At 70.2% G+C, this 21,048-nt stretch carries 24 protein-coding genes and 2 pseudogenes; 13 read left to right on the top strand and 13 right to left on the bottom strand.

Translation table 11 applies throughout. The annotated features are described in order from the left end of the window. Positions 1-7: 7 nt before the first annotated feature. Positions 8-1,321 carry a hypothetical protein gene (locus tag ACIRHA_RS33090; RefSeq protein ID WP_403853946.1) on the top strand — a complete coding sequence of 438 codons (1,314 nt, stop codon included), beginning with the start codon at positions 8-10 and terminating at the stop codon, positions 1,319-1,321. A 63-nt stretch (positions 1,322-1,384) separates the two neighbouring features. On the opposite strand, the gene ACIRHA_RS33085 is transcribed toward ACIRHA_RS33090, so the two are convergent. Genes ACIRHA_RS33085 through ACIRHA_RS33075 form a run of 3 tightly spaced genes read right to left on the bottom strand, consistent with a single transcriptional unit; the run spans position 1,385 to position 1,955 of the window. After that, positions 1,385-1,513: a hypothetical protein gene (locus tag ACIRHA_RS33085; protein ID WP_403853528.1), complete on the bottom strand. Its 129-nt coding sequence runs from the start codon at positions 1,511-1,513 to the stop codon at positions 1,385-1,387. Next, positions 1,510-1,812, bottom strand: a complete 303-nt coding sequence (locus ACIRHA_RS33080) for a hypothetical protein (RefSeq protein WP_403853526.1) — start codon at positions 1,810-1,812, stop codon at positions 1,510-1,512. Before ACIRHA_RS33080 ends, ACIRHA_RS33085 begins: the two co-directional genes overlap by 4 nt. Continuing rightward, positions 1,809-1,955: a hypothetical protein gene (locus ACIRHA_RS33075; protein WP_403853524.1), complete on the bottom strand. Its 147-nt coding sequence runs from the start codon at positions 1,953-1,955 to the stop codon at positions 1,809-1,811. The genes ACIRHA_RS33080 and ACIRHA_RS33075 overlap by 4 nt, the downstream gene beginning before the upstream one ends. A gap of 163 nt (positions 1,956-2,118) precedes the next feature. On the opposite strand from ACIRHA_RS33075, the gene ACIRHA_RS33070 reads away from it, so the two are divergent. Both ACIRHA_RS33070 and ACIRHA_RS33065 read left to right on the top strand, forming a co-directional pair. Next, positions 2,119-2,967, top strand: a complete 849-nt coding sequence (locus ACIRHA_RS33070) for a helix-turn-helix transcriptional regulator (RefSeq protein ID WP_403853522.1) — start codon at positions 2,119-2,121, stop codon at positions 2,965-2,967. Further along, positions 2,943-3,149 (top strand): DUF397 domain-containing protein, encoded by a 207-nt coding sequence (locus ACIRHA_RS33065; RefSeq protein WP_403853521.1) that lies wholly within the window; start codon positions 2,943-2,945, stop codon positions 3,147-3,149. Before ACIRHA_RS33070 ends, ACIRHA_RS33065 begins: the two co-directional genes overlap by 25 nt. A 73-nt stretch (positions 3,150-3,222) precedes the next feature. On the opposite strand, the pseudogene ACIRHA_RS33060 reads toward ACIRHA_RS33065, so the two are convergent. Continuing rightward, a pseudogene (locus tag ACIRHA_RS33060) lies at positions 3,223-3,363 on the bottom strand (Txe/YoeB family addiction module toxin); the annotation flags it as partial. A 98-nt stretch (positions 3,364-3,461) separates the two neighbouring features. Beyond that, positions 3,462-3,680: pseudogene (locus ACIRHA_RS33055) on the bottom strand (type II toxin-antitoxin system Phd/YefM family antitoxin); the annotation flags it as partial. Positions 3,681-3,857: 177 nt separating this feature from the next. Here ACIRHA_RS33055 and ACIRHA_RS33050 point away from each other — a divergent pair. After that, positions 3,858-4,061 carry a hypothetical protein gene (locus tag ACIRHA_RS33050; protein ID WP_403853519.1) on the top strand — a complete coding sequence of 68 codons (204 nt, stop codon included), beginning with the start codon at positions 3,858-3,860 and terminating at the stop codon, positions 4,059-4,061. An 82-nt stretch (positions 4,062-4,143) separates the two neighbouring features. Here ACIRHA_RS33050 and ACIRHA_RS33045 read toward each other — a convergent pair whose 3' ends face one another. Continuing rightward, positions 4,144-5,643 (bottom strand): peptide MFS transporter, encoded by a 1,500-nt coding sequence (locus tag ACIRHA_RS33045; RefSeq protein WP_403853517.1) that lies wholly within the window; start codon positions 5,641-5,643, stop codon positions 4,144-4,146. A gap of 458 nt (positions 5,644-6,101) precedes the next feature. Here ACIRHA_RS33045 and ACIRHA_RS33040 point away from each other — a divergent pair, with 458 nt between their 5' ends. Continuing rightward, positions 6,102-6,779 (top strand): response regulator transcription factor, encoded by a 678-nt coding sequence (locus tag ACIRHA_RS33040; RefSeq protein ID WP_403853515.1) that lies wholly within the window; start codon positions 6,102-6,104, stop codon positions 6,777-6,779. A gap of 211 nt (positions 6,780-6,990) precedes the next feature. Further along, the gene (locus ACIRHA_RS33035; RefSeq protein ID WP_403853513.1) at positions 6,991-8,265 is read left to right on the top strand and encodes an ATP-binding protein; all 1,275 of its coding nucleotides are present in this window, start codon (positions 6,991-6,993) and stop codon (positions 8,263-8,265) included. A 22-nt stretch (positions 8,266-8,287) separates the two neighbouring features. Here ACIRHA_RS33035 and ACIRHA_RS33030 read toward each other — a convergent pair whose 3' ends face one another. Further along, on the bottom strand, positions 8,288-8,815 hold the full coding sequence (locus tag ACIRHA_RS33030) for a GtrA family protein (RefSeq protein WP_403853944.1): 528 nt from the start codon (positions 8,813-8,815) through the stop codon (positions 8,288-8,290). A 70-nt stretch (positions 8,816-8,885) separates the two neighbouring features. On the opposite strand from ACIRHA_RS33030, the gene ACIRHA_RS33025 reads away from it, so the two are divergent. From ACIRHA_RS33025 to ACIRHA_RS33010, 4 genes are all read left to right on the top strand, one after another. Beyond that, positions 8,886-10,109 carry a 5-(carboxyamino)imidazole ribonucleotide synthase gene (locus ACIRHA_RS33025; RefSeq protein ID WP_403853511.1) on the top strand — a complete coding sequence of 408 codons (1,224 nt, stop codon included), beginning with the start codon at positions 8,886-8,888 and terminating at the stop codon, positions 10,107-10,109. After that, positions 10,106-10,648, top strand: coding sequence for a 5-(carboxyamino)imidazole ribonucleotide mutase (gene purE / locus ACIRHA_RS33020; protein WP_403853509.1), 543 nt, complete (start codon positions 10,106-10,108; stop codon positions 10,646-10,648). Before ACIRHA_RS33025 ends, purE begins: the two co-directional genes overlap by 4 nt. Positions 10,649-10,653: 5 nt before the next feature. Then, positions 10,654-11,847 (top strand): dipeptidase, encoded by a 1,194-nt coding sequence (locus ACIRHA_RS33015; RefSeq protein ID WP_403853507.1) that lies wholly within the window; start codon positions 10,654-10,656, stop codon positions 11,845-11,847. A 282-nt stretch (positions 11,848-12,129) separates the two neighbouring features. Next, complete coding sequence (locus ACIRHA_RS33010; RefSeq protein ID WP_403853505.1) at positions 12,130-13,230, top strand: dipeptidase; 1,101 nt, start codon at positions 12,130-12,132, stop codon at positions 13,228-13,230. Here the strand turns inward: ACIRHA_RS33010 and ACIRHA_RS33005 are convergent. Then, positions 13,227-13,613 (bottom strand): VOC family protein, encoded by a 387-nt coding sequence (locus tag ACIRHA_RS33005; protein WP_403853503.1) that lies wholly within the window; start codon positions 13,611-13,613, stop codon positions 13,227-13,229. The two genes, ACIRHA_RS33010 and ACIRHA_RS33005, sit on opposite strands and share 4 nt — an antisense overlap. A gap of 40 nt (positions 13,614-13,653) precedes the next feature. Next, complete coding sequence (locus tag ACIRHA_RS33000; RefSeq protein WP_403853501.1) at positions 13,654-14,016, bottom strand: VOC family protein; 363 nt, start codon at positions 14,014-14,016, stop codon at positions 13,654-13,656. 87 nt (positions 14,017-14,103) lie between these two features. Here ACIRHA_RS33000 and ACIRHA_RS32995 point away from each other — a divergent pair, with 87 nt between their 5' ends. Then, entirely contained in the window at positions 14,104-14,607 is a 504-nt protein-coding gene (locus ACIRHA_RS32995; RefSeq protein ID WP_403853499.1) for a CGNR zinc finger domain-containing protein, read from the top strand. 3 nt (positions 14,608-14,610) lie between these two features. Here the strand turns inward: ACIRHA_RS32995 and ACIRHA_RS32990 are convergent, their stop codons facing one another. After that, complete coding sequence (locus tag ACIRHA_RS32990; RefSeq protein WP_403853497.1) at positions 14,611-15,936, bottom strand: UDP-glucose dehydrogenase family protein; 1,326 nt, start codon at positions 15,934-15,936, stop codon at positions 14,611-14,613. A 192-nt stretch (positions 15,937-16,128) separates the two neighbouring features. On the opposite strand from ACIRHA_RS32990, the gene ACIRHA_RS32985 reads away from it, so the two are divergent. Beyond that, a complete protein-coding gene (locus ACIRHA_RS32985; RefSeq protein ID WP_403853495.1) occupies positions 16,129-17,286 on the top strand; it encodes an acyl-CoA dehydrogenase in 1,158 nt (385 codons plus the stop codon). A 38-nt stretch (positions 17,287-17,324) separates the two neighbouring features. Here the strand turns inward: ACIRHA_RS32985 and ACIRHA_RS32980 are convergent, their stop codons facing one another. The 3 genes from ACIRHA_RS32980 to ACIRHA_RS32970 all read right to left on the bottom strand — a co-directional run bounded on the left by ACIRHA_RS32980 (position 17,325) and on the right by ACIRHA_RS32970 (position 20,233). After that, positions 17,325-18,068 (bottom strand): SAM-dependent methyltransferase, encoded by a 744-nt coding sequence (locus tag ACIRHA_RS32980; protein WP_403853493.1) that lies wholly within the window; start codon positions 18,066-18,068, stop codon positions 17,325-17,327. 108 nt (positions 18,069-18,176) lie between these two features. Beyond that, complete coding sequence (locus ACIRHA_RS32975) at positions 18,177-18,923, bottom strand: SDR family NAD(P)-dependent oxidoreductase (RefSeq protein WP_403853491.1); 747 nt, start codon at positions 18,921-18,923, stop codon at positions 18,177-18,179. Between the two features lie 38 nt (positions 18,924-18,961). After that, positions 18,962-20,233 carry an LCP family protein gene (locus tag ACIRHA_RS32970; RefSeq protein WP_403853489.1) on the bottom strand — a complete coding sequence of 424 codons (1,272 nt, stop codon included), beginning with the start codon at positions 20,231-20,233 and terminating at the stop codon, positions 18,962-18,964. A 108-nt stretch (positions 20,234-20,341) separates the two neighbouring features. Between ACIRHA_RS32970 and ACIRHA_RS32965 the strand changes: the two genes are divergently transcribed. Further along, complete coding sequence (locus tag ACIRHA_RS32965; RefSeq protein WP_403853487.1) at positions 20,342-20,890, top strand: acyl-CoA thioesterase; 549 nt, start codon at positions 20,342-20,344, stop codon at positions 20,888-20,890. Positions 20,891-21,048: the final 158 nt, after the last annotated feature.

Below are 21,048 nucleotides of genomic sequence, written 5' to 3'. Positions count from 1 at the left end.
CGCCCTGATGCTCGGCGGGGCGGGCCTGCTGTTCATGGGGGCGTCCCCCGCGCAGGCCGCCGACATCTCGTACAAGACGGAGTGCATACCGCCCTCGATCTCCGGCCTCGACCCGGTGCAGGGCACGACGATCACGCAGATCGCGGCGCCCGCCACGGCGAAGGTCGGCGACACCGTCAATGTGACCTGGAAGTTCGTCCAGGGCGCGTCGAAGAACCCGGACGTCCTCGACCTCAGCGAGAACACCGTCCAGCCCACCGGCACGCTCAAGGCGGCCGGGGCGCAGACCGGTGACATCGACATGCAGGGGCCGCGCGAGAACCCGGCGATCCCGAAGAACAGTCCGATGAAGCTGTCCACGATGACGGGCAAGCTGAAGCTGACGAAGCCGGGGGACGTGAAGCTGACCCCGGACAAGTACAACATCAACGTCAGCAAGCCGATGTCGACGGACACCAAGTGCTCTCCGAAGGAGAGCGTGGATCCGGGCGCGATCATCAAGGTCCTTGAGGGGGCCGGGAGTTCGGGCGGTTCGAGCGGCTCGGGTGGCGCCATCGGCGGCCTGCCGGGTACGTCGACGGGAGGCTCGTCGAGTTCGGGTGGCGGCACCACGGGCGGCACCACCGGTGGCTCTACGGGTGGCTCTACGGGCGGCGGCGACAGCGGCGGCAAGAGCGACTTCACCGGCAAGGACGTCAGCGTCCCGTACGCCTGCAAGACGCCCATCGGCGACAAGAGCGCCACGTCTCCGGTGCAGATCAACGCCAAGAAGGACGGCGGGAACTTCGGCCTCACGGTGAAGTTCAAGAAGTCCGTGATGGACAGCCCCGCCGACATCCCGGCCGACTCGGTGAAGCCGTCGATGCAGGTGAAGCTGGGCGGCTCCGACAAGGGCACGGTCCCCGTCGAGGGCCCGACCAACAAGAAGGCGTTCAAGTCCGGTGACCCGATCGAGATCCCGGATCTCACCGGTACGTACAAGCCGGGCGCCGACGGCAAGTCGACGCTCTCGCCGGGTGTCCTCACGGTGAAGGCGCTGGGCACGACCACGACCTGCACGCCGAAGTCGGCCCCGGTCTCCCTGGAGCTCGACACGTCGAAGCAGGCGGGCGGCGCGGCAGGCGGCACGGGTTCGGCCGGCGGTTCTGCGGGAGGCTCGGCGGGCGGCGGCTCGGCGGCAACCGGCGGCGGCCTCGCCGAGACCGGATCCTCCAGCGACGGCGCCCTGCGCGCCCTCGGCCTGGCGGCCGGCACGGTGATCCTCCTGGGCGGCGCGGTGTTCACCTTCCTGCCACGGGCACGGCGGGCGCGCATGCGGTGACACGAACAGGTTCAGCGTGAGGTCCCCTTCACCGACCGGTACCGGCCGGTGAAGGGGACCTCTTCAGGGGTGCGCCCCCGCGCAGACACAGATCGCGGCGAGCAGCGCGCCCACGCTGCACAGGGTGAGCGCCCCGCTCCAGAAGGCCCCGTCGTACCGCCGCCGGTGCCTGCGCCGCCGTCGTGTGCTCACGACGGCGCCGCCCGCAGCACCACCCCGTGCTCCTCCTCCAGATGGGTACGCAGCCGTACGTTCATGTCGGTCTGCACGCTGTAGTCGTACGCGGCGCGCGCTCGCGCCCGCCCGGCCGCGAAGTCGGCACAGACCCCGCACCCGTCGACCGGTACGGCGGGCTCCAGGCTCTCGTGCACCCCCAACTCCCGTTCTCGCGAGCCGACTTCGCCGTAGCGTCCCGCCGCGTGGGCGGCGTCCCGCTGTGCCCGCAACGCGGTGCACACATCGCAGTAGCCGACTGCCGCCTGCTCGCTCACGCCGCCGCCACCAGCTGCCGCAGTGCCCGCTCGACGGCCCGCAGCGTGGCCGGGTTCGCACCCACTGCCCACGTACGTGCCGGGCCCGAGCCCTCGTGCCGCCTGCGCCGCTGGGGGAGAACCCTGCTGTTGTCTGTCTTCATCGCTGTATCCAGCCTTTATTCGGGATTCGCCCCTGCGTGACGCAGTGGTGGAGTTACCGTGCGTAGTGGGCGGTGGTACGAGGATGCCGCCCAGTGGAGCCGAAAACACCCTGGAACAGCGCTAGTTCAATTTCCGGCCGCCAAATTCAACAAAGGCAACACCATGCCGATGAGACGGACTGTCACCGACCGCAGCACCGAACCCCGCCGCCGATACGCCGAAGAGGCCCGCGCCCTGCGCCGGCGCAACGGCCTCAGCCTGCGCCAGCTCGCCAAGAAGGCGGGGTGGGACGCATCTCAGCTCAGCAAGGTGGAGAGCGGGCAGACGCTGGGCGGCCCCGAGCTGGCCCAGGCGTTGGACGACGTCTACGGGACGCCCGAATTCCTGCTCACCCTCTGGGAGTTGGCACAGAACGACCCGACACAGTTCAAGCAGCAGTACCGCAGGTACATGCTGTTGGAGGCGGAGGCGACGAGCTTGTGGCACTTCGGGATCAGCAGCGCCCCCGGCGTGTTGCAGAGCAAGGGATACGCGACTGAGTTGCTCACCGCAGGCGGTCACGAGGGCGAGGAGCTCACTCGCCAGGTCGAGGCGCGCCTCGGTCGCGCAGAGCTGCTGACGAAGGACGGGGCCCCGAACTTCCGCGCCATCCTGTCCGAGTCCGTCCTGCGCCTGCGGCTGCGCGACCCGGAGGCCCAACGTGCCCAACTGGAGCACCTGGTGGAGGCGTCGCGGCGCCCGAATGTCGTACTCCAGGTGCTGCCGTTCAGTGCCGGACCCTTCGGTCTGATGCACACCCAGGTGATGTTCCTGCGTGACGCGAACGGACGTACGGTGGCATACACCGAGAACGACGTTCGCGGTGAACTCATCGAGGACAACAGCCAAGTCGAGCCACTGCAACTCGCCTACGATGCGATGCGCGACCTGGCGTTGTCCCCCGCCGCGTCGCGGGAGTTCATCGGGGAACTGCTGGAGGGAGCACTGTGCGCACCACCACCATCGACCTGACCGCCGCGACCTGGCGCAAGAGCAGCTACAGCAACACCGACGGCGGCGAGTGCCTCGAAGTCGCCGACAACATGCCGGAGGCGGTCGTCCCTGTCCGTGACTCCAAGAACCCCGAAGGGCTCGCCCTTGTCTTCGAGGCAGCGGCCTGGGGGACGTTCGTGGCGTCGCTGCGGACGCGCTGATCCACGTACACGCGAGTACGAAGGAAGGGGCCACCGCACCGAACCGGTGCGGCGGCCCCTTCGCCATGACCGGTCACGCGTAGTAATAGCGGGCCTTGAGGATCTTCACTTCCTTGTCGTCGGCCCGGTACACGAGCCGGTGTTCGTCGTCGATGCGACGTGACCAGTAGCCCGACAGATCGCCCTTGAGGGGCTCGGGCTTGCCGATGCCCTCAAGTCCTCCCAGGCGGCGGTGTCGAAGTGGACACTCCTCACTCCTCGCCCCCCCGAGAGGGCCCGCAACTCGTCCAGCGACTTCTCGGCGCCGGGGTGGCCCGCGCGGTCACGCGCCACGGCCTCCATCAGGCGCTGGGCGTTGGCGGGGGAGCGCAGCAGGTAGACCGTCTCCTGCCAGGCGTCGTAGTCGTCGGCGGACATCAGGACCGCGACCCCGCCCCGCGACGTGATCCGTACGGGCTCGTGGTCGTCGTTGACACGCTCTATCAGCGGGAACAAGGTGGCGCGGGCTTCGCTGGCACTGGCGTGGGCAATGCAGAAGCAAATAGTCCTCACGGCGTTGCCCGGCCCAAAGTGTGTCTGGCTCGATATTCGCCACCCCTCGCAGATCCCTTTGCAGTGTGCTTGTGTGGATGATCCCGGCCCCGGCCGGGGGCACACGCTGTGCTTGACCAGGCACAGCACGAACGATTGACGCAAGGGGAATTGTCGATGCGCACATTGCGGAGGGCCGGTGCGGTCGCGCTGCTCACGGCGGGGCTGACGTTCGGAGTGGCCGGTACGGCCGGCGCGGCCGGCGGAGGTGGCACCGGCGGCTACGGCGAGGACAGCCCGGCCCAGTGGCAGAGCGGGGGCACCGGGTACGCCCTCGGCTGTTCCATGGCGCGGTGGCTGTTCCACACGCACTGCAAGTGACACCGGATACGCGAAGGGGCCCGGCCGCACCGAACGGTGCGGCCGGGCCCCTTCGTTGTCACGTGGACCGGAGGCGGTGGCGTCAGTGCACGCCGGCCATCAGCGGCTTGACCTTCCGGCGGAACATGAAGACCGCGACACCCGCGAGGACGGCGAGGGCGCCCTGCGAGGCGAACCACCACTCGGTGTCGGTCGGCGCGCCGATCAGCTGGAGCAGCGCGATGACCGAGTCACCGGCCGTGACGGCCAGGAACCAGACACCCATCATCTGTGAGCCGTACTTCTCCGGCGCCAGCTTCGTGGTGAGCGACAGGCCGACCGGGGAGAGCGTGAGCTCACCGATGGTCTGGATCAGGTAGACCGCGCACAGCCACAGCGGAGTGACCTTGGCGTCGCCGGAGGCCGCGGCCTGGGCGAGCATCATCACGAAGAAGGAGATACCGATCAGGAAGACGCCGTTGGCGAACTTCGAGATGGTGCTGGGCTCCTTGCCGCGCTTGTTGAGCCAGATCCACAGCCAGGCGGCGACCGGCGCGAGCGCCATGACGTACAGCGGGTTCAGGGACTGGAACCAGCTGGACGGGAAGTCGAAGCCGAACAGCGTGTTGGTGGTGTCGTTCTGCGCGAACAGGGTCAGCGTGGAGCCGGTCTGGTCGTAGATGCCCCAGAACACGGCGGCCACGACGAAGAACCAGATGTACGCGGAGACGCGGGACTGCTCGGTGTCCGACAGCTCGCGGTCGCGCTTCATCTTGACCAGGTACCAGATCGGCAGCACCAGGCCGAGGATGGTCAGCGGCCACAGGATCCAGTTGACGGTCAGCAGACCGCCGACGCCGGTGGCGGCGTAGAACACGACGGCCAGACCGGCCCAGAGCGCGACCTTCTTCCAGATCGCGGTCTTCTCGGCGTCGCTCATCGGCGACGGGACGACGGTGGACTCGTCCGAAAGGTAGCGGAAGCCGAACAGGAAGCACACCAGGCCGAGCGCCATGCCGACACCGGCCATCGCGAAGCCGAGGTGCCAGTTGACCTTCTGGCCGATCGTGCCGATCGACAGCGGCGCGAAGAAGGCGCCGACGTTGATCGCGATGTAGAAGATCGAGAAGCCGCCGTCACGACGCGGGTCGTTCTTCTCCGGGTACAGGTGGCCGACCATCGTCGAAATGTTGGCCTTGAGCAGACCCGAGCCAGCGGCGATCAGACCGAGGCCGAGGTAGAACGAACCGGCCCACGGCAGCGCCAGAGTGAAGTGGCCGACCATGATGATCGCGGCGCCCACCGCGGTCGTCTTGCGCGGACCCCATACGCGGTCGCCGAGCCAGCCGCCCGGCAGGGCGAGCAGGTACACAAGGGCGTTGTAGACGGAGTAGATCGCCGTCGCCGTGGCGATGTCGAGGCCGAGACCGCCGTCGATCACACCGGCCGACAGGTACAGAACGAGAAGCGCGCGCATCCCGTAGAAGCTGTACCGCTCCCACATCTCCGTCAGAAACAGAAAGGCCAGGCCGCGAGGGTGGCCAAGGAAGGTCTTCTCACCGGCGCCGGGCGCGGTGGATTCCTTCGTCAGGCTGGACGCCATGGGGGTTCCTTGCTCGCTCGGGACGCCGCACCTTCGTGGGGAGTCGACGCCCGCGTGGGGGAGGCCGGCACCGAAGCCCGCCGATGCGGCGGGCCCGAGATCCACACCCAACGCGCTTCCTTACACGCGGGGCCCGGCCACAGGTCATTCCTGAACAACACTGATGGAAGTCAGCTCACACAAGGAAGGGACCTTGGGTGCGCAGTGCGCTCCAAAGGTCCCCCAGTAGTGCATCAGGCGTTGAATCACCTTACGAACGACATGGCGCGCTATGGAAGGACTTGAGAGATGGATCACAGGCCTTCGCGGAACCGCCCGCACTGTTTCCAAGGTGTTCCCCACGATGGCACCCGGACACCGCAGGACGCGAACCCGGAAGCAAAAATTCCGTTCGCCGCGCGGGGCCGCTGTATCCGATCACCCCACGGGCGTCGTCCGCCGCGGACTACCATCACCCCATGACCCGTGTACTGCTCGCCGAGGACGACGCGTCCATCTCGGAGCCGCTGGCCCGCGCCCTGCGCCGCGAGGGTTACGAGGTGGAAGTGCGCGAGGACGGTCCCACCGCCCTCGACGCCGGACTGCAGGGAAGCATCGACCTCGTCGTGCTCGACCTCGGACTGCCGGGGATGGACGGCCTCGAAGTGGCCCGCAGAATGCGCGCCGAGGGGCACACGGTGCCGGTGCTGATCCTCACCGCCCGCGCGGACGAGGTGGACACGGTCGTCGGCCTCGACGCCGGCGCCGACGACTACGTGACCAAGCCCTTCCGCCTCGCCGAGCTCCTCGCCCGCGTCCGGGCCCTGCTCCGCCGCGGCGCCAGCGAGCCGGTCCAGGCCCCGGCCACGCACGGCGTCCGCATCGACGTCGAGTCGCACCGCGCGTGGATGGGCGAGGAGGAACTCCAGCTCACGGCCAAGGAGTTCGACCTCCTGCGGGTCCTCGTCCGGGACGCGGGCCGCGTGGTCACCCGTGACCAGCTGATGCGCGAGGTCTGGGACACGACGTGGTGGTCGTCGACCAAGACCCTCGACATGCACATCTCCTGGCTCCGGAAGAAGCTGGGCGACGACGCGGCGAACCCGCGCTACATCGCGACGGTGCGGGGTGTGGGTTTCCGCTTCGAGAAGAGCTGAGGCCACCCGCACGGGGCTCCGCCCCGGACCCCGCGCCTCAAACGCCGGCGGGGCTGGATCGCCTCAATCGCCGGCGGGGCTTGATAGACCAAGCCCCGCCGGCGATTGAGGCGCATCTTTAAGCCCCTGCGGCGATTGAGCAGCGGGGTCCGGGGCGGAGCCCCGTGTCCGTGACCACGTTGCCGCCGATGCATCCGGGACACTGGGACACATGCGTCGCCGACTGATCAACTCCACCCTCGCCGTGGTCCTGGTGGTGATCGCCGTCTTCGGCGTCTCCCTGGTCATCGTGGAGACCCGAACCATCACCAACAGCGCCCAGGAACGCGTGGAGTCGGAGGCCGTCCGCCTCGCCTCCATCGTGGACAGCCGCATCCTCGGCGAGGAACAGATCACGGGCAGCATCCTCCAGGACCAGGTCGCGGGGGACCGCTACGCCGAGATCGACATGCCGGGCCGCCAACCGCTCACCATCGGCACCCAACCCGTCGGCGACGTCATCTCCTACACGGCCAGGGGCGAGCAGGGCGAGAAGGTCACCGTCGAGGAGGCCCGCTCGGCCGTCACCACGGAGGTCGGCCGCACGCTCCTGATCATCGCGGGCGTGGCCCTGCTCGCCATCGTCGCCGCCGTGCTGCTCGCCGTACGCCAGGCGAACCGCCTCGCATCCCCGCTCACCGACCTCGCCTCCACGGCGGAGCGCCTCGGCTCCGGCGACCCGCGCCCCCGGCACAAGCGCTACGGCGTCCCGGAGCTGGACCGCGTCGCCGACGTCCTCGACGGTTCGGCGGAGCGCATCGCCCGCATGCTGACGGCCGAGCGGCGCCTCGCGGCCGACGCCTCGCACCAGCTGCGTACGCCCCTCACGGCGCTCTCCATGCGCCTGGAGGAGATCACCATGACCGACGACCTGAACGAGGTGAAGGAGGAGGCGACCATCGCGCTCGCGCAGGTCGAGCGGCTCACCGACGTCGTCGAACGGCTGCTCACCAACTCCCGCGACCCGCGCACCGGCTCCGCCGTCCCCTTCGACCTGGACGAGGTGATCAAGCAGCAGCTGGAGGAGTGGCGGCCCGCCTACCGCAGCGCCGGACGCGCGATCGTCTCCTCCGGCAAGCGCCACCTCACGGCGGTCGGCACCCCGGGCGCGGTCGCGCAGGTACTCGCCGCGCTGATCGAGAACTCCCTCATGCACGGCGGCGGCACGGTCGCCCTGCGCACCCGTGTCACCGGCAGCCAGGCCATCGTCGAGGTCACGGACGAGGGTCCCGGCGTCCCGCCGGAGCTGGGCTCGCGGATCTTCGAGCGGACCATCAGCGGCCGCAATTCGACGGGCATCGGCCTCGCCGTCGCCCGCGACCTGGCGGAGGCCGACGGGGGCCGCCTCGAAATGCTCCAGAGCAGCCCGCCGGTCTTCGGCCTGTTCCTCTCCCGTACGCCACTGAAGAAGACGGCGGACGGCGACGAGGAGCAAATGATCAGGTAGCGCCCGCGCTCACTTCACGCGCTCACTTCACGCGCTGCACCGAAGGCGCGTCGGCCGACTCGCCGAGGAACGATTCCGCGCTGGCCACGGCCTCCCTCGCGGGCAGCGTCTTGAACACCCACGTCCGGTACGACCAGAACCGGAACAGGGTCGCGAGTCCCATGCCGAGGAACTTGAAGATGTTGCTCTGCAGCGAGCTGTTCCAGCCGAACCCGTACGTCGCCGCGTACAGGACACCGTTCTCGATGATCAGGCCCGCCGCGCTGAACAGCAGGAACAGCGTGAGTTCCTTGGTGCGGCCGCTCTTGTCGCGGTCGCGGTACGTGAAGTAGCGGAACCCCACGTAGTTGAAGCCGATGGCGACGACCGTCGCGATCACGCTGGCCCGCACCACCTGGAGGTCGGTGCTGTGCCGCATGAGGTTGAAGACGGCGAAGTTCACGAGGACGCCCAGGGCGCCGACGACACCGAACTTCGCGACCTCACGGGCCACGCCCGCGAGCCGCTGTCGCAGTGCGCCGATGCGGCCGGTTCGTCCCGTGATGCCCATGATGGTCGCCTCAGCCCCCGTGATGTCCGTCGTGCCCGTCGTGTCGGATCCGGTCGTGACCGACCCAGCCATGCTAACCACGCGCCTTCGCTCTGTGCCTGTGCTCTGCAGGACGCGGTGCGGGTACCGGACACCTGGCCGATACCCTGTGGGTGTGACGTTCCCCGTAGTCGGCATGGTCGGCGGTGGACAGCTCGCTCGTATGACACACGAGGCAGGCATCCCGCTCGGCATCAGGTTCAAGCTCCTCAGTGACACCCCGCAGGATTCCGCGGCGCAGGTCGTCGGCGATGTCGTGGTCGGCGACTATCGCGACCTGGACACGCTGCGTGAGTTCGCGCGGGGCTGCGACGTGATCACCTTCGATCACGAGCACGTCCCGACAGAGCATCTACGGGCCCTGGAGGCGGACGGCATCCCCGTCCGCCCGGGTCCCGACGCGCTGCTGTACGCCCAGGACAAGGGCGAGATGCGCGCGAAGCTCACGTCGCTCGACGTGCCGTGCCCGCGCCACCGCATCGTGAAGGACCCGGCGGATGTGGCGGCTTTCGCGGCCGAGGGCGACGGTTTTCCGGTCATCCTCAAGACGGTGCGCGGCGGCTACGACGGCAAGGGCGTGTGGTTCGTCCGATCCGAGGCCGATGCGGCCGACCCGTTCAAGGCGGGCGTGCCGGTCCTCGCCGAGGAGAAGGTCGACTTCGTACGGGAGCTGGCGGCCAACGTCGTCCGCTCCCCGCACGGCCAGGCGGTCGCGTACCCCGTCGTCGAGTCCCAGCAGGTCGACGGTGTCTGCGACACGGTGATCGCCCCGGCCCCCGAGCTCGACGAGGCCCTGGCGGGCGAGGCGCAGGAGCTGGCGCTGCGCGTCGCGCACGAGCTGGGCGTCGTCGGCCACCTCGCGGTCGAGCTCTTCGAGACCCGCGACGGCCGCATCCTCGTCAACGAACTGGCGATGCGCCCGCACAACTCCGGCCACTGGTCGATGGACGGGGCGATCACGTCCCAGTTCGCGAACCACGTCCGCGCGGTCCTCGACCTGCCGCTCGGCGACCCGCGCCCGCGTGCGCCGTGGACGGTCATGTGCAACGTCCTGGGCGGCGACTACCCGGACATGTACAGCGCGTATCTGCACTGCATGGCCCGCGACCCGCAGCTCAAGATCCACATGTACGGCAAGGACGTGAAGCCCGGCCGCAAGGTCGGCCACGTCAACACCTACGGCGACGACCTGGACGACGTGTTGGAGCGCGCCCGTCACGCAGCCGGCTACCTCCGAGGAACGATCACCGAATGACTTCCGCAGAGCGCCCCGTGGTGGGCATCGTCATGGGCTCCGACTCCGACTGGCCCGTCATGGAGGCCGCGGCGAAGGCCCTCGACGAGTTCGAGATCCCCTACGAGGTCGACGTCGTCTCCGCGCACCGGATGCCGCACGAGATGATCTCGTACGGGGAGCAGGCCGCCGAGCGCGGCCTCAAGGCGATCATCGCGGGCGCGGGCGGCGCGGCCCACCTGCCCGGCATGCTGGCGTCGGTGACGCCGCTGCCGGTGATCGGCGTGCCGGTCCCGCTGAAGTACCTCGACGGCATGGACAGCCTGCTGTCCATCGTGCAGATGCCGGCCGGTGTCCCGGTCGCGACGGTGTCGGTCGGCGGCGCGCGCAACGCGGGCCTGCTCGCGGCGCGCATGCTGGCCGCGCACGACGAGGAACTCCTCGGCCGGATGAAGGACTTCCAGCAGGAGCTGAACGACCAGGCGACGGAGAAGGGCAAGCGGCTGCGGGCCAAGGTCGAGGGCGGCGCCGCCGGCTTCGGTTTCGGCTCGGGGAAGTGACGCGCGTGAGCACCTCTTCCGGACTTGAGGAAGCCCGCTCGATCCTCGCCGAGTTCCCGGTCGTCGACGGGCACAACGACCTGCCGTGGGCGCTGCGCGAGCAGGTCACGTACGACATCGACGCGCGCGACATCGCCACCGACCAGAGCGCCCATCTGCACACGGACCTGGGCCGGTTGAAGGCCGGTGGCGTCGGTGCGCAGTTCTGGTCGGTCTACGTCCGCACGGACCTCACCGGCGACGCGGCGGTCTCCGCCACGCTCGAACAGATCGACTGCGTCGACCAGTTGATCGCCCGGTACGAGGGTGAGCTGCGCGAGGCGCGGACCGCGGCGGACATGGAGGCGGCGCGGGCGGAAGGCCGTATCGCCTCGCTCAAGGGCGCCGAGGGCGGCCACTCGATCAACAACTCCCTCGCCACGCTGCGTGCGTTGTACGCGTTGGGCGTGCGCTACATGACGCTCACGCACAACGACAACATCGCGTGGGCGGACTCGGCGACGGACGAGCCGGGTGTCGGCGGCCTCTCCGCGTTCGGCCGCGAGGTCGTGCGGGAGATGAACCGCGAGGGCATGCTGGTCGACCTCTCGCACGTGGCGGCGACGACGATGCGCGCGGCGCTGGATGTCTCGGTCGCGCCAGTGATCTTCTCCCACTCCTCCTCCCGTGCGGTGTGCGACCACCCGCGCAACATCCCGGACGACGTACTGGAGCGCCTGTCGGGGAACGGCGGGGTGGCGATGGCCACCTTCGTCCCGAAGTTCGTGCTCCAGGCGGCGGTCGACTGGACCGCGGCCGCGGACGACAACCTGCGCTCGCACGGCTTCCACCACCTGGATACGTCCCCGGAGGCGATGAAGCTGCACCGCGCCTTCGAGGAGGCGCGGCCCCGGCCGATCGCCACGGTCTCGACGGTGGCGGACCACCTCGACCACATGCGCGAGGTCGCGGGCGTCGACCACATCGGCATCGGCGGCGACTACGACGGCACGGCGTTCACACCGGACGGCCTCTCGGACGTCTCCGGTTACCCGAACCTGATCGCCGAACTGGCCGACCGCGGCTGGTCCCGCGAGGACCTCTCCAAACTGACGTGGCGCAACACGGTCCGGGTGCTGGGCGACGCGGAATCGGTCGCGTCCGACCTCCAGTCGCAGCGGGGCCCCTCGAACGCGACACTGACGCAACTGGACGGCTAGCCCACACCGACACCGCACGGGCACACCAGCCCGTGCGGCGGCCAATCAAGCCCGTGCGGCCGCATATCAAGCCCGTGCGGCGGCAAATCAAGCCCCTGCGGCGATTGAGCAGCGGGGTCCGGGGCGGAGCCCCGTGACGTGGGAACGGCCCACCGCAACGCAACACCGGCCCCGCCCAACCACACCCCCGCCCACCCGAACGGCACCGGTCGCCGAGCCCCCGCTCACACCGCGTGCAACGGTGGTTCGAACGACTGTCCCACCGACGTCCGGAGCCCTGCCATGGCAGACCTACAGGACGAGCTCAACGCTCCCGCCGAGGCGGGCGACCTGGAGGCCGCCAGGCCCGCCGTCGCCGACCCCGAAAGATCCGCACCCGCAGAGGCCGACGCGGGCCCCGCGACCCCCGCACCCGCGACCCCCACCGCCCCCCGCGACCTCCTCGCCCGCCACCCCGTGGCCGACGGTTACTGCGGCCTCCCGCAGGTCCTGCGTACGCTCCCCTGGTACGACCTGGAGCTGGGCGAGAGCGCCGTGGAGGCCGATCTGCCGAGGCTGCGCGCGGGTGGCACAGGCGCGCAGCTGTGGGCACCCCACGTAGACCCGGACGCCCCGGTCACCAGCACGCTGGAACAGATCGACCTGATCAAGAACGTCGTCGCCCGCCACCCGGAGGACCTCCGCCTCGCCCGCTCCGCCTCGGACACCGCCGACGCCCGCGCCCACGGCCGTATCTCCGTCCTCATCGGCCCGGTCCCTGCCACGGCGGCGGCGGACTCGCTCGGCACGCTGCGCTCCCTGCACGCCCTCGGCCTGCGCGCCCTCACGCTGAGCGGCACCTCATGGGCGTCGGAGGAGGGCCTCACCCTGTTCGGTGACGAGGTCGTACGGGAGATGAACCGCCTCGGCATGCTCATCGACCTCACCGGTGCCTCCGCCGCGACCGCCTCCCGCGTCCTCGCCGTGTCCAAGGCCCCGGTCGCCCTGACCCGCTCCGGCGCCCACGCCCTGAACCGCCACCCCGGCAACGCCCCGGACGAGCTCCTCGCCACGCTCGGCGCGAGCCGGGGGCTGTGTCTGGTGCCGTGCTCCGCGGACCGCGCGGGCCCCGCCCTGCGCGACGTGGCCGACCACGTCGACCACGTGCGCCGCCTCGCCGGTCCCGAGTCGGTGGGCCTGTCGGGGACGTACGACACCGGGGACGCGCACCCCGAGGGTCTCGGCGACGTCGCCGGCTACCCGGCCCTGATCGCGGAACTCCAGGCCCGCGGCTGGACCGACGCCGACCTCGCCCTGCTCACCTGGGGCAACGCCCAACGGGTGCTGCGCAGCACGGAGTTCGTCTCCCGCGCCGCGCAACACCGCAGGGGCTCCAGCTTCTAGCCGGCGTCCGGACGGATCAAGCAGAACGGATGCCCCGCCGGGTCCGCGTACACCCGGAAGTCGCGGGCGCCGCCCTCGTCGTCCAGGTCGAGCGGCACCGCTCCGAGGGCGAGGATCTTCTCCTGCGCGGCCTCGATGTCCGCCACGTCCAGGTCGAGGTGGAGCTGCTGCGAGTCGTGGTCGGCGGCGGGCCACTGCGGGGGCTTGTGGTCCGGAGCGCGTTGGAAGGACAGCCGCTGGCCGTCCGGCGCGTACAGGTCGTACCAGTCGCCCTTGCCCTGGTAGTTCTTGATCTCCCCGCCGAGCACGGCCGCGTAGAACTCGGCGAGTGCGGCGGGGTCGGGGCAGTCGTAGGCGACGGTGCCGATTTTCGCGAAGGCCATGGCGGCTCCCTTGGTCGGAAGGACCGGCTGGTCGGAAGGATCAGCAGGCGCAGAGGCAGAACGGGTGCCCCGCGGGATCCGCGTAAACCCGCCAGCTGCGCGAACGGTCCGCCGCGTCGAGCACCGTGGCGCCCAGCGCGAGCACCTCCTTCTCGGCCGCGTCCAGGTCCTCGGCGGTCAGATCGAGGTGGAACTGCTGGGACGCGTCCGGCGCGGGCCAGGAAGGGGCCACGAAATCCGGCGCCTTCTGGAACGCGAGGCTGTGGCCGCCCGGCGCCGTCACGTCGACCCAGTCCTCCTCGCTCCCGGTGATGCTGCCGCCGAGTACCGCGGCGTAGAACTCCGCCAGCTCGCGCGGCCGCGGACAGTCCAGGACGACGACTCCGAGTTGTGCGATGGGCATGATGCCTCCTCGTGTTACCCCTACACGGGGTTAACAGGTAACTGCGGCGTTACTGCATACTCCCGCACTGGGGGTAACGTCGCAACCATGAATGCCCGCCAGACCGCACCCGGCGGCCTCGCCCTGATCGAGGCCCTGGTGAACACGCTGCTCGACATCGCGACGGGCGAGGACGCGCTGGAGCGGGCCGAGGTGCGCGAGCGCTTCGGCATCGCGGCGGGCGGGCTCGACGAGGCGCGCGAACTGCGCGAGTCGCTGCGCGCGACATGCCTGGCCCACGCGGGCCATCCGCCGCACCGCACCGTGACCCCGCTGGGCGAGCTGCTCGCCACGGTCCCGCTGCGGGTGGCGGTCGACGAGCGGGACGGCGCGGCGAGCCTCGTCCCGGTGCACGGCGAGTCCCTGGCCGGGCGTGTGGCGGCCGCCATCGCCGAGGCGCGCGGGGACGGCACCTGGGCACGGCTCAAGGCCTGCGAGGCGGCCGACTGCCACTGGGCGTATTACGACCGGAGCCCCGCGGGCCGCGGTCGCTGGTGCGACATGGCGGTCTGCGGGGCTCGGGCGAAGATGCGGCGCTACCGCGCCAAGTAATGGCTAGGCGGAGGGGCGTCCCATCGCCCGGTACGTCCACCCGGCCGCCCGCCACAGCGCACTGTCCAGCGCGTTGCGCCCGTCCAGGAGCACCGGGCTCGCGGCGACCTTGGCCAGCTCCGCCGGGTCGAGCTCGCGGAACTCGCGCCACTCGGTGAGGTGCAGCACGATGTCCGCCCCGCGCACCGCCTCGAGGGCCGAGTCCGCGTAGCCGAGCGTCGGGAACACGCGCCGCGCGTTCTCCATGCCCTTCGGGTCGTAGACCGTGACCTGGCCACCCTGAAGGTGGATCTGCCCGGCCACGTTGAGCGCGGGCGAGTCGCGTACGTCGTCGGAGTCCGGCTTGAACGTGGCGCCGAGGACGGCCACCCGCTTGCCCAGGAACGCCCCGCCTCCGAGCGCCTCGCGTGCCATCTCGACCATCGCGCCGCGCCGCCGCATGTTGATCGAGTCGATCTCGCGGAGGAACGTCAGCGCCTGGTCGGCGCCGAGTTCACCGGCGCGCGCCATGAACGCGCGGATGTCCTTGGGCAGGCAGCCGCCGCCGAAGCCGATGCCGGCCCGCAGGAACTTGTGCCCGATCCGCTCGTCGTAGCCGATCGCCTCGGCGAGCTTCGCGACGTCGCCGCCGCCCGCCTCGCAGACCTCGGCCATGGCGTTGATGAAGGAGATCTTGGTGGCGAGGAACGAATTCGCCGAGGTCTTGACCAGCTCCGCCGTCGGATAGTCCGTCACGACGAACGGCGTGCCCTCGGCGAGCGGCTTCGCGTACACCTCGCGCAGCAGCTGCTCGGCCCCGTCGCTGTTCACGCCGACCACGATCCGGTCCGGGTGCAGCGTGTCGTTCACGGCGAAGCCCTCGCGCAGGAACTCCGGGTTCCACGCCAACTCCGCGTGCCCCGGCAGCAGTTCGGTGAGGCGGTCCGCCGAACCGACCGGCACGGTCGACTTGCCGACGACGAGCGCGCCCTCCTTCAGGTGCGGCGCGAGCGAGGCGAAGGCGGAGTCGACGTAGCTCATGTCACAGGCGTACTCGCCGTGCTTCTGCGGCGTGTTCACGCACACGAAGTGCACATCGCCGAACTCGCCGGCCTCGGCGAAGTCCATCGTGAAGCGCAGCCGCCCGCTCGAACCCTCGAACCCCGAGACGTGCTTGCGGAGCAGCTCCTCGAGGCCGGGCTCGTACATCGGGACCTCGCCCCGCGTGAGCATGTCGATCTTCTCGGGCACGACGTCCAGGCCGAGCACCTCGAAGCCGAGTTCGGCCATGGCTGCGGCGTGTGTCGCGCCGAGGTAGCCGGTGCCGATCACGGTGATCTTGAGGGCCATATCGGGGGGCTCCAGAGGTGTGGGTGCTTCAGGGCGCTGCCGAGCATAGCCGTGGCATGTGGAGGCGCCTCACCGGGCAACTTTCCCTCTGTCGCATAGCTCACGTATCCGCGCTGGGGGCGGCGACCTAAGATTCGGGTTACTTAACGGTAATTAGCATCAGTAAAAGCGTGTCTTGGAGCGTGAGAGACCTTGGCCGGATCGGCTGACTTCGACCTGTACCGCCCGTCCGAGGAGCACGACATGCTCCGCGACACGATCCGCGCGCTGGCCGAGGCGAAGATCGCCCCGCACGCCGCCGCGGTGGACGAGGAGGCGCGCTTCCCGCGCGAGGCCCTCGACGCGCTCACCGCCTCGGACCTGCACGCCGTGCACGTACCCGAGGAGTACGGCGGCGCGGGCGCCGACGCGCTCGCCACGGTCATCGTGATCGAGGAGGTGGCGCGCGTCTGCTGCTCGTCCTCCCTGATCCCGGCGGTGAACAAGCTCGGCTCGCTGCCCGTCATCCTCTCCGGCTCGGAGGAGCTGAAGAAGAAGTACCTGGGCCCGCTGGCCAAGGGCGACGGCATGTTCTCGTACTGCCTGAGCGAGCCGGACGCCGGTTCGGACGCCGCGGGCATGAAGACCCGCGCCGTGCGCGACGGCGACCACTGGATCCTCAACGGTGTGAAGCGCTGGATCACCAACGCCGGCGAGTCCGAGTACTACACGGTGATGGCCGTGACCGACCCCGAGAAGCGCTCGAAGGGCATCTCCGCCTTCGTCGTCGAGAAGTCCGACGAGGGCGTCTCCTTCGGCGCCCCGGAGAAGAAGCTCGGCATCAAGGGCTCGCCGACCCGCGAGGTCTACCTCGACAACGTGCGGATCCCCGCCGACCGCATGATCGGCGCCGAGGGCACCGGCTTCGCGACCGCGATGGCGACCCTCGACCACACCCGCATCACCATCGCCGCGCAGGCGCTGGGTGTCGCGCAGGGCGCACTCGACTACGCCAAGGGCTACGTCCAGGAGCGCAAGCAGTTCGGCAAGCCGATCGGCGACTTCCAGGGCGTCCAGTTCATGCTCGCGGACATGGCCATGAAGATCGAGGCCGCCCGCCAGCTGACGTACGCGGCCGCCGCCAAGTCGGAGCGCGGGGACAAGGACCTGACCTTCCAGGGCGCCGCCGCCAAGTGCTTCGCCTCGGACGTTGCCATGGAGGTCACCACGGACGCCGTGCAGCTGCTCGGCGGCTACGGCTACACCCGTGACTACCCGGTCGAGCGCATGATGCGCGACGCCAAGATCACGCAGATCTACGAGGGCACGAACCAGGTCCAGCGCATCGTCATGGCGCGCAACCTGCCGTAACACCCCGTACGCCGAAGGCCCCTGATGACCCGCACGGATCAGGGGCCTTCGTGCGTCCGGCGCAGCACGAGGCAGACGAAGCCGAAGCAGTGCCGGTAGCCGCGCAGCCACTCGGTGCGGCGGGTGGTGACCAGGTCCAGGAGTTCGGCGCCGGCGGGGTCCTGCGGGTGGTCGAGGGCCCGGTTCGCCACGGAGCCGAGCCAGGACCATTCGTAGGCGTCCAGTTCGTGCCGGGTGCTGAGGTGCGCCGCGACCGGGGTCCAGCCGGCCCCGGCGACCCGGTCGAGGGTGGTCGGCAGGTCGGCGAAGTCGCCGAGCAGCTCCACGGCCTCGGGGGAGGGGCCGGTCTCCCAGTAGCCGTCGCCGATCAGGACGCGGCCGCCCGGGGCGAGGTGTGTGCGGGCCGCGTCGAGGGTGGGCAGCAGGCCGCCGAAGGCGTGGGCGGCGCCGACGCTGAGCACGGCGTCGAAGGGCTTCTCCGGTACGAAGTCCTCGGCGGCCGTGTGGTGCAGGGCGAGCCGGTCGGCCACGCCCGCCGCCTCGGCCCGCTCGTGGGCCTCCGTGAGGGAGCCCTCGTCCAGGTCGATCCCCTCGGCCCGTACGCCCGGCCGGTCGGCGAGGGCGCGCAGCAGCCATTCGGCGGGGCCGCAGCCGAGGTCGAGGACGCGTTCGGCGCGGTGGGGCAGGGTGTGGCGCAGCAGTTCGCGTACGGAGTCGTCGCCGAGGGGGGCCTTGATGGGGTGGTCGGTGTGGGCGATGCGGGAGATCTCTTCGCGATCCATCGGCGCAGAGTCTCAGGAGCGGGACGGTTCCGGTATCCGTTTTCCTACGCCGCGGGGCGCTGCCCCGGACCCCGCGCCTCAATCGCCGGCGGGGCTGGAAAGACCTGCTCAATCGCCGCAGGGGCTTGAGCAGGGGCTTGATGTGGTCTCCGGGAGTGCCGCCAGGTAGCCGCCGTCCACGGGCAGGCAGACCCCGTTGACGTACGAAGAGGTGGGCCCGGCCAGGAAGGCGACGACGTCGGCGATCTCCGCGGGGGAGCAGAGGCGGCCGAGCGGGTAGTCCGCCTCGACGCGGGCGCGGGCGGCGGGGTCGCGCCAGCGGTGGGCGTTGCGCTCGACGGGCACGAAGCCCGGCTCGATGACGTTGGTGCGCACGCCCAGCGGACCCCACTCGGTGGCCGCCGCGCGGGCGAGGGCGCCGAGGCCCGCCTTGGCGACGGCGTACGGGGCGCAGTCGGGCGCCGCGCCGTGCGCGTGCACCGAGCCGACCAGGACCACGGACGCGGGCCCCTCGCCCTTGCGCCGCACCAGCTCGGCGGCGGCCTGCCAGGCGGAGACCAGCCCGACGTCGAAGACCTTGTGCCACTGCGACGGTGTCAACTCGCCCAGTGGAGCGCGTAGTTCGTGCAGAAGTGCGTGCACGAGCACGGAGGGCGGCTCGGGTGCGGCATCGAAGGCCCGCCCGATGGTGGCCACTTCGGTGGCGTCGCCGACCAACACCGCGTGCGCAGACGGGAGTTGATGCACCGTCGGGTCCTGGTCGACCGCGACGACATGCGTACCGCCGGCGGCGAGCCGGGCGACGATCGCCCGGCCGACCCCACCGGCGGCACCGAGAACGAGAGCGGACGTCATGACGACATCCTGGCCCAGTCGCTGCCTCAGTCGCTGCCTCAGTCGCTGGAGACCGTGACCTTCTCGTCGTTGTTGAACTGGTCGACGAGCTGCTTGACCTTGGCCTTGTCCCACAGCAGGTTGCCGCCGACACTGCCGCTCGTCGGCATGTTCATGGACTTGCCGTCGCCGCCGTTGGCCGCCTTCATCGCCAGGAACATCTTGCCCAGCGACCACAGGCTCATGTCCTTGTCGACGGTGAGCGAGTCCAGGCCCGCGCCCATCGTCGGGTACAGCGTGAACGGGTTCAGGACGGTTCCGGGCGAGGAGACCTTGTGCGCGAGCGCCCCGAGGAACTGCTGCTGGTTCTTGGTGCGCTGCAGGTCGGACTGGGCGAAGGCGTGCCGCGTACGGACGAAGGCGAGGGCCTGCTGGCCGTCCAGGGTCTGCTCGCCCTTCTGGAAGTCGGCCCCGGACCACTTGTCCTTGAAGCCCTCCTTCAGGTTCATGTCGACGCCGCCGACCGCGTCCACGATGCTCGCGAAGCCGCCGAAGCCGATCTCCGCGTAGTGGTCGATGTGCAGCCCGGTGTTGGACTCGACGGTGCGCACGAGCAGCGTCGGACCGTCCTCCGCGTAGGCGGCGTTCAGCTTCGTCTGGCGGCCCGTGGCCGGGTACGTCTTGCCGGACTCGGCGCCCTTGTACGAGGGGATCTCGACGTTCGAGTCACGCGGCAGCGAGACGAGGGTGTCCCCGCTGGAGCCGACGTGCAGGATCATCATCGTGTCCGTGCGCTTGCCCTCGGCGGAGCCGGTGTGCAGCTTCTTCTTGTCCTCGGAGGTCATGCCCTCACGGCTGTCGGTGCCGACGATCAGGTAGTTCGTGCCGTCGCCCGCCTCGGGCCGGTCGATGACCTTCGACAGGTCGACGTCGCGGTGCAGCTTCGAGTCGGCCCAGAAGTACGTGCCGACGCTCGCGACGACCACCACGACGACCACGGCCAGGACGGTCCGCTTGATGCGCTTGCCCCAGTTGGGGGGCCGCACCGGGCGGCCGGTCGGCGGCCCGTAGTCGCCACCGTCGTCGAAGCCGGAACCCCGGCCCCTGCCGCCCGGCTGGCCGTAGACCTGGCCCGTGTTGTACCCGTCGTCGTACGACGGGTTGTAGCCGCCACCGTCGTACGGGGGCGGCGGCTGCTGCTGCGGGACGGGGCGCTGCACGTGCGGCATGGCACGGACGCCCTCCGGACGTGTGCTGCCGCTGCCGCGGCCGTATCCGCCGCGGCCCGCGCCGCTCTGCCTGTCGCTCCGCCCGTCGGGCCATTCATTCATAGGGCTCAGTGTGCAGTGCTCGAATACGTGCCTCACAAGCCCTGAAGGGAAATCGCACCAGTGCTGTTGCAGAGCTAACACATTCGGCGCGCGCATAAGGTTGGTGGCATGACAGACCTGGCCCACGGCGCGGAATCGGATATTCCGGGCAAGCCGACTTCCTCTTCCCGCACGACGTTGTCGCACATCATGACGCACAACGACACCAATCTCCTCGGCACGGTGCACGGTGGCGTGATCATGAAACTGGTTGACGACGCGGCGGGCGCCGTGGCCGGCCGGCACTCGGGCGGACCTGCGGTGACGGCCTCCATGGACGAGATGGCGTTCCTGGAGCCGGTGCGGGTCGGTGACCTGGTGCACGTGAAGGCGCAGGTGAACTGGACGGGGCGCACGTCGATGGAGGTGGGCGTGCGGGTCCTCGCCGAGCGCTGGAACGAGTCGACGCCCGCGCAGCAGGTCGGCTCCGCGTACCTGGTCTTCGCGGCGGTCGACGCGGACGGCAAGCCCCGCACGGTCCCCCCGGTCGAACCGGAAACCGACCGCGACCGCCGCCGCTACCAGGAAGCCCAAATCCGCCGCCAACACCGCCTGGCCCGCCGCCGCGCCATCAAGGAACTGCGAGCGCAATCCCACCCAAGCCCCGCCGGCGATTGAGGCGCGGGGTCCGGGGCAGCGCCCCGGGGCTCCGCCCGGCCCCCGCTGCTCAAACGCCGCAGGGGGGTGATTTTCTCACCCCCCCACCACCAGGTCCCCCGTCACCCCCCCGGAAGCCCCCCCGTCCGCCGCTTGCGCCCCCCCCTTCCGCACCCCCG

This window comes from Streptomyces sp. NPDC102360, assembly GCF_044766085.1.
Taxonomy (GTDB): Bacteria; Actinomycetota; Actinomycetes; order Streptomycetales; family Streptomycetaceae; genus Streptomyces.
Note: the sequence above shows the minus strand (reverse complement) of the source record. Positions and strands in the feature narration are given on the sequence as shown.

Coding starts and splice junctions, on each gene's coding strand:
- ACIRHA_RS33090 (WP_403853946.1), top strand. CDS start 8: ATGCTCGGCGGGGCGGGCCTGCTGTTCATGGGGGCGTCCCCCGCGCAG.
- ACIRHA_RS33075 (WP_403853524.1), bottom strand. CDS start 1,955: ATGAAGACAGACAACAGCAGGGTTCTCCCCCAGCGGCGCAGGCGGCAC.
- ACIRHA_RS33070 (WP_403853522.1), top strand. CDS start 2,119: ATGCCGATGAGACGGACTGTCACCGACCGCAGCACCGAACCCCGCCGC.
- ACIRHA_RS33050 (WP_403853519.1), top strand. CDS start 3,858: ATGCGCACATTGCGGAGGGCCGGTGCGGTCGCGCTGCTCACGGCGGGG.
- ACIRHA_RS33045 (WP_403853517.1), bottom strand. CDS start 5,643: ATGGCGTCCAGCCTGACGAAGGAATCCACCGCGCCCGGCGCCGGTGAG.
- ACIRHA_RS33040 (WP_403853515.1), top strand. CDS start 6,102: ATGACCCGTGTACTGCTCGCCGAGGACGACGCGTCCATCTCGGAGCCG.
- ACIRHA_RS33035 (WP_403853513.1), top strand. CDS start 6,991: ATGCGTCGCCGACTGATCAACTCCACCCTCGCCGTGGTCCTGGTGGTG.
- ACIRHA_RS33030 (WP_403853944.1), bottom strand. CDS start 8,815: ATGGGCATCACGGGACGAACCGGCCGCATCGGCGCACTGCGACAGCGG.
- ACIRHA_RS33025 (WP_403853511.1), top strand. CDS start 8,886: ATGCTAACCACGCGCCTTCGCTCTGTGCCTGTGCTCTGCAGGACGCGG.
- purE (WP_403853509.1), top strand. CDS start 10,106: ATGACTTCCGCAGAGCGCCCCGTGGTGGGCATCGTCATGGGCTCCGAC.
- ACIRHA_RS33010 (WP_403853505.1), top strand. CDS start 12,130: ATGGCAGACCTACAGGACGAGCTCAACGCTCCCGCCGAGGCGGGCGAC.
- ACIRHA_RS33005 (WP_403853503.1), bottom strand. CDS start 13,613: ATGGCCTTCGCGAAAATCGGCACCGTCGCCTACGACTGCCCCGACCCC.
- ACIRHA_RS33000 (WP_403853501.1), bottom strand. CDS start 14,016: ATGCCCATCGCACAACTCGGAGTCGTCGTCCTGGACTGTCCGCGGCCG.
- ACIRHA_RS32995 (WP_403853499.1), top strand. CDS start 14,104: ATGAATGCCCGCCAGACCGCACCCGGCGGCCTCGCCCTGATCGAGGCC.
- ACIRHA_RS32990 (WP_403853497.1), bottom strand. CDS start 15,936: ATGGCCCTCAAGATCACCGTGATCGGCACCGGCTACCTCGGCGCGACA.
- ACIRHA_RS32980 (WP_403853493.1), bottom strand. CDS start 18,068: ATGGATCGCGAAGAGATCTCCCGCATCGCCCACACCGACCACCCCATC.
- ACIRHA_RS32975 (WP_403853491.1), bottom strand. CDS start 18,923: ATGACGTCCGCTCTCGTTCTCGGTGCCGCCGGTGGGGTCGGCCGGGCG.
- ACIRHA_RS32970 (WP_403853489.1), bottom strand. CDS start 20,233: ATGAATGAATGGCCCGACGGGCGGAGCGACAGGCAGAGCGGCGCGGGC.
- ACIRHA_RS32965 (WP_403853487.1), top strand. CDS start 20,342: ATGACAGACCTGGCCCACGGCGCGGAATCGGATATTCCGGGCAAGCCG.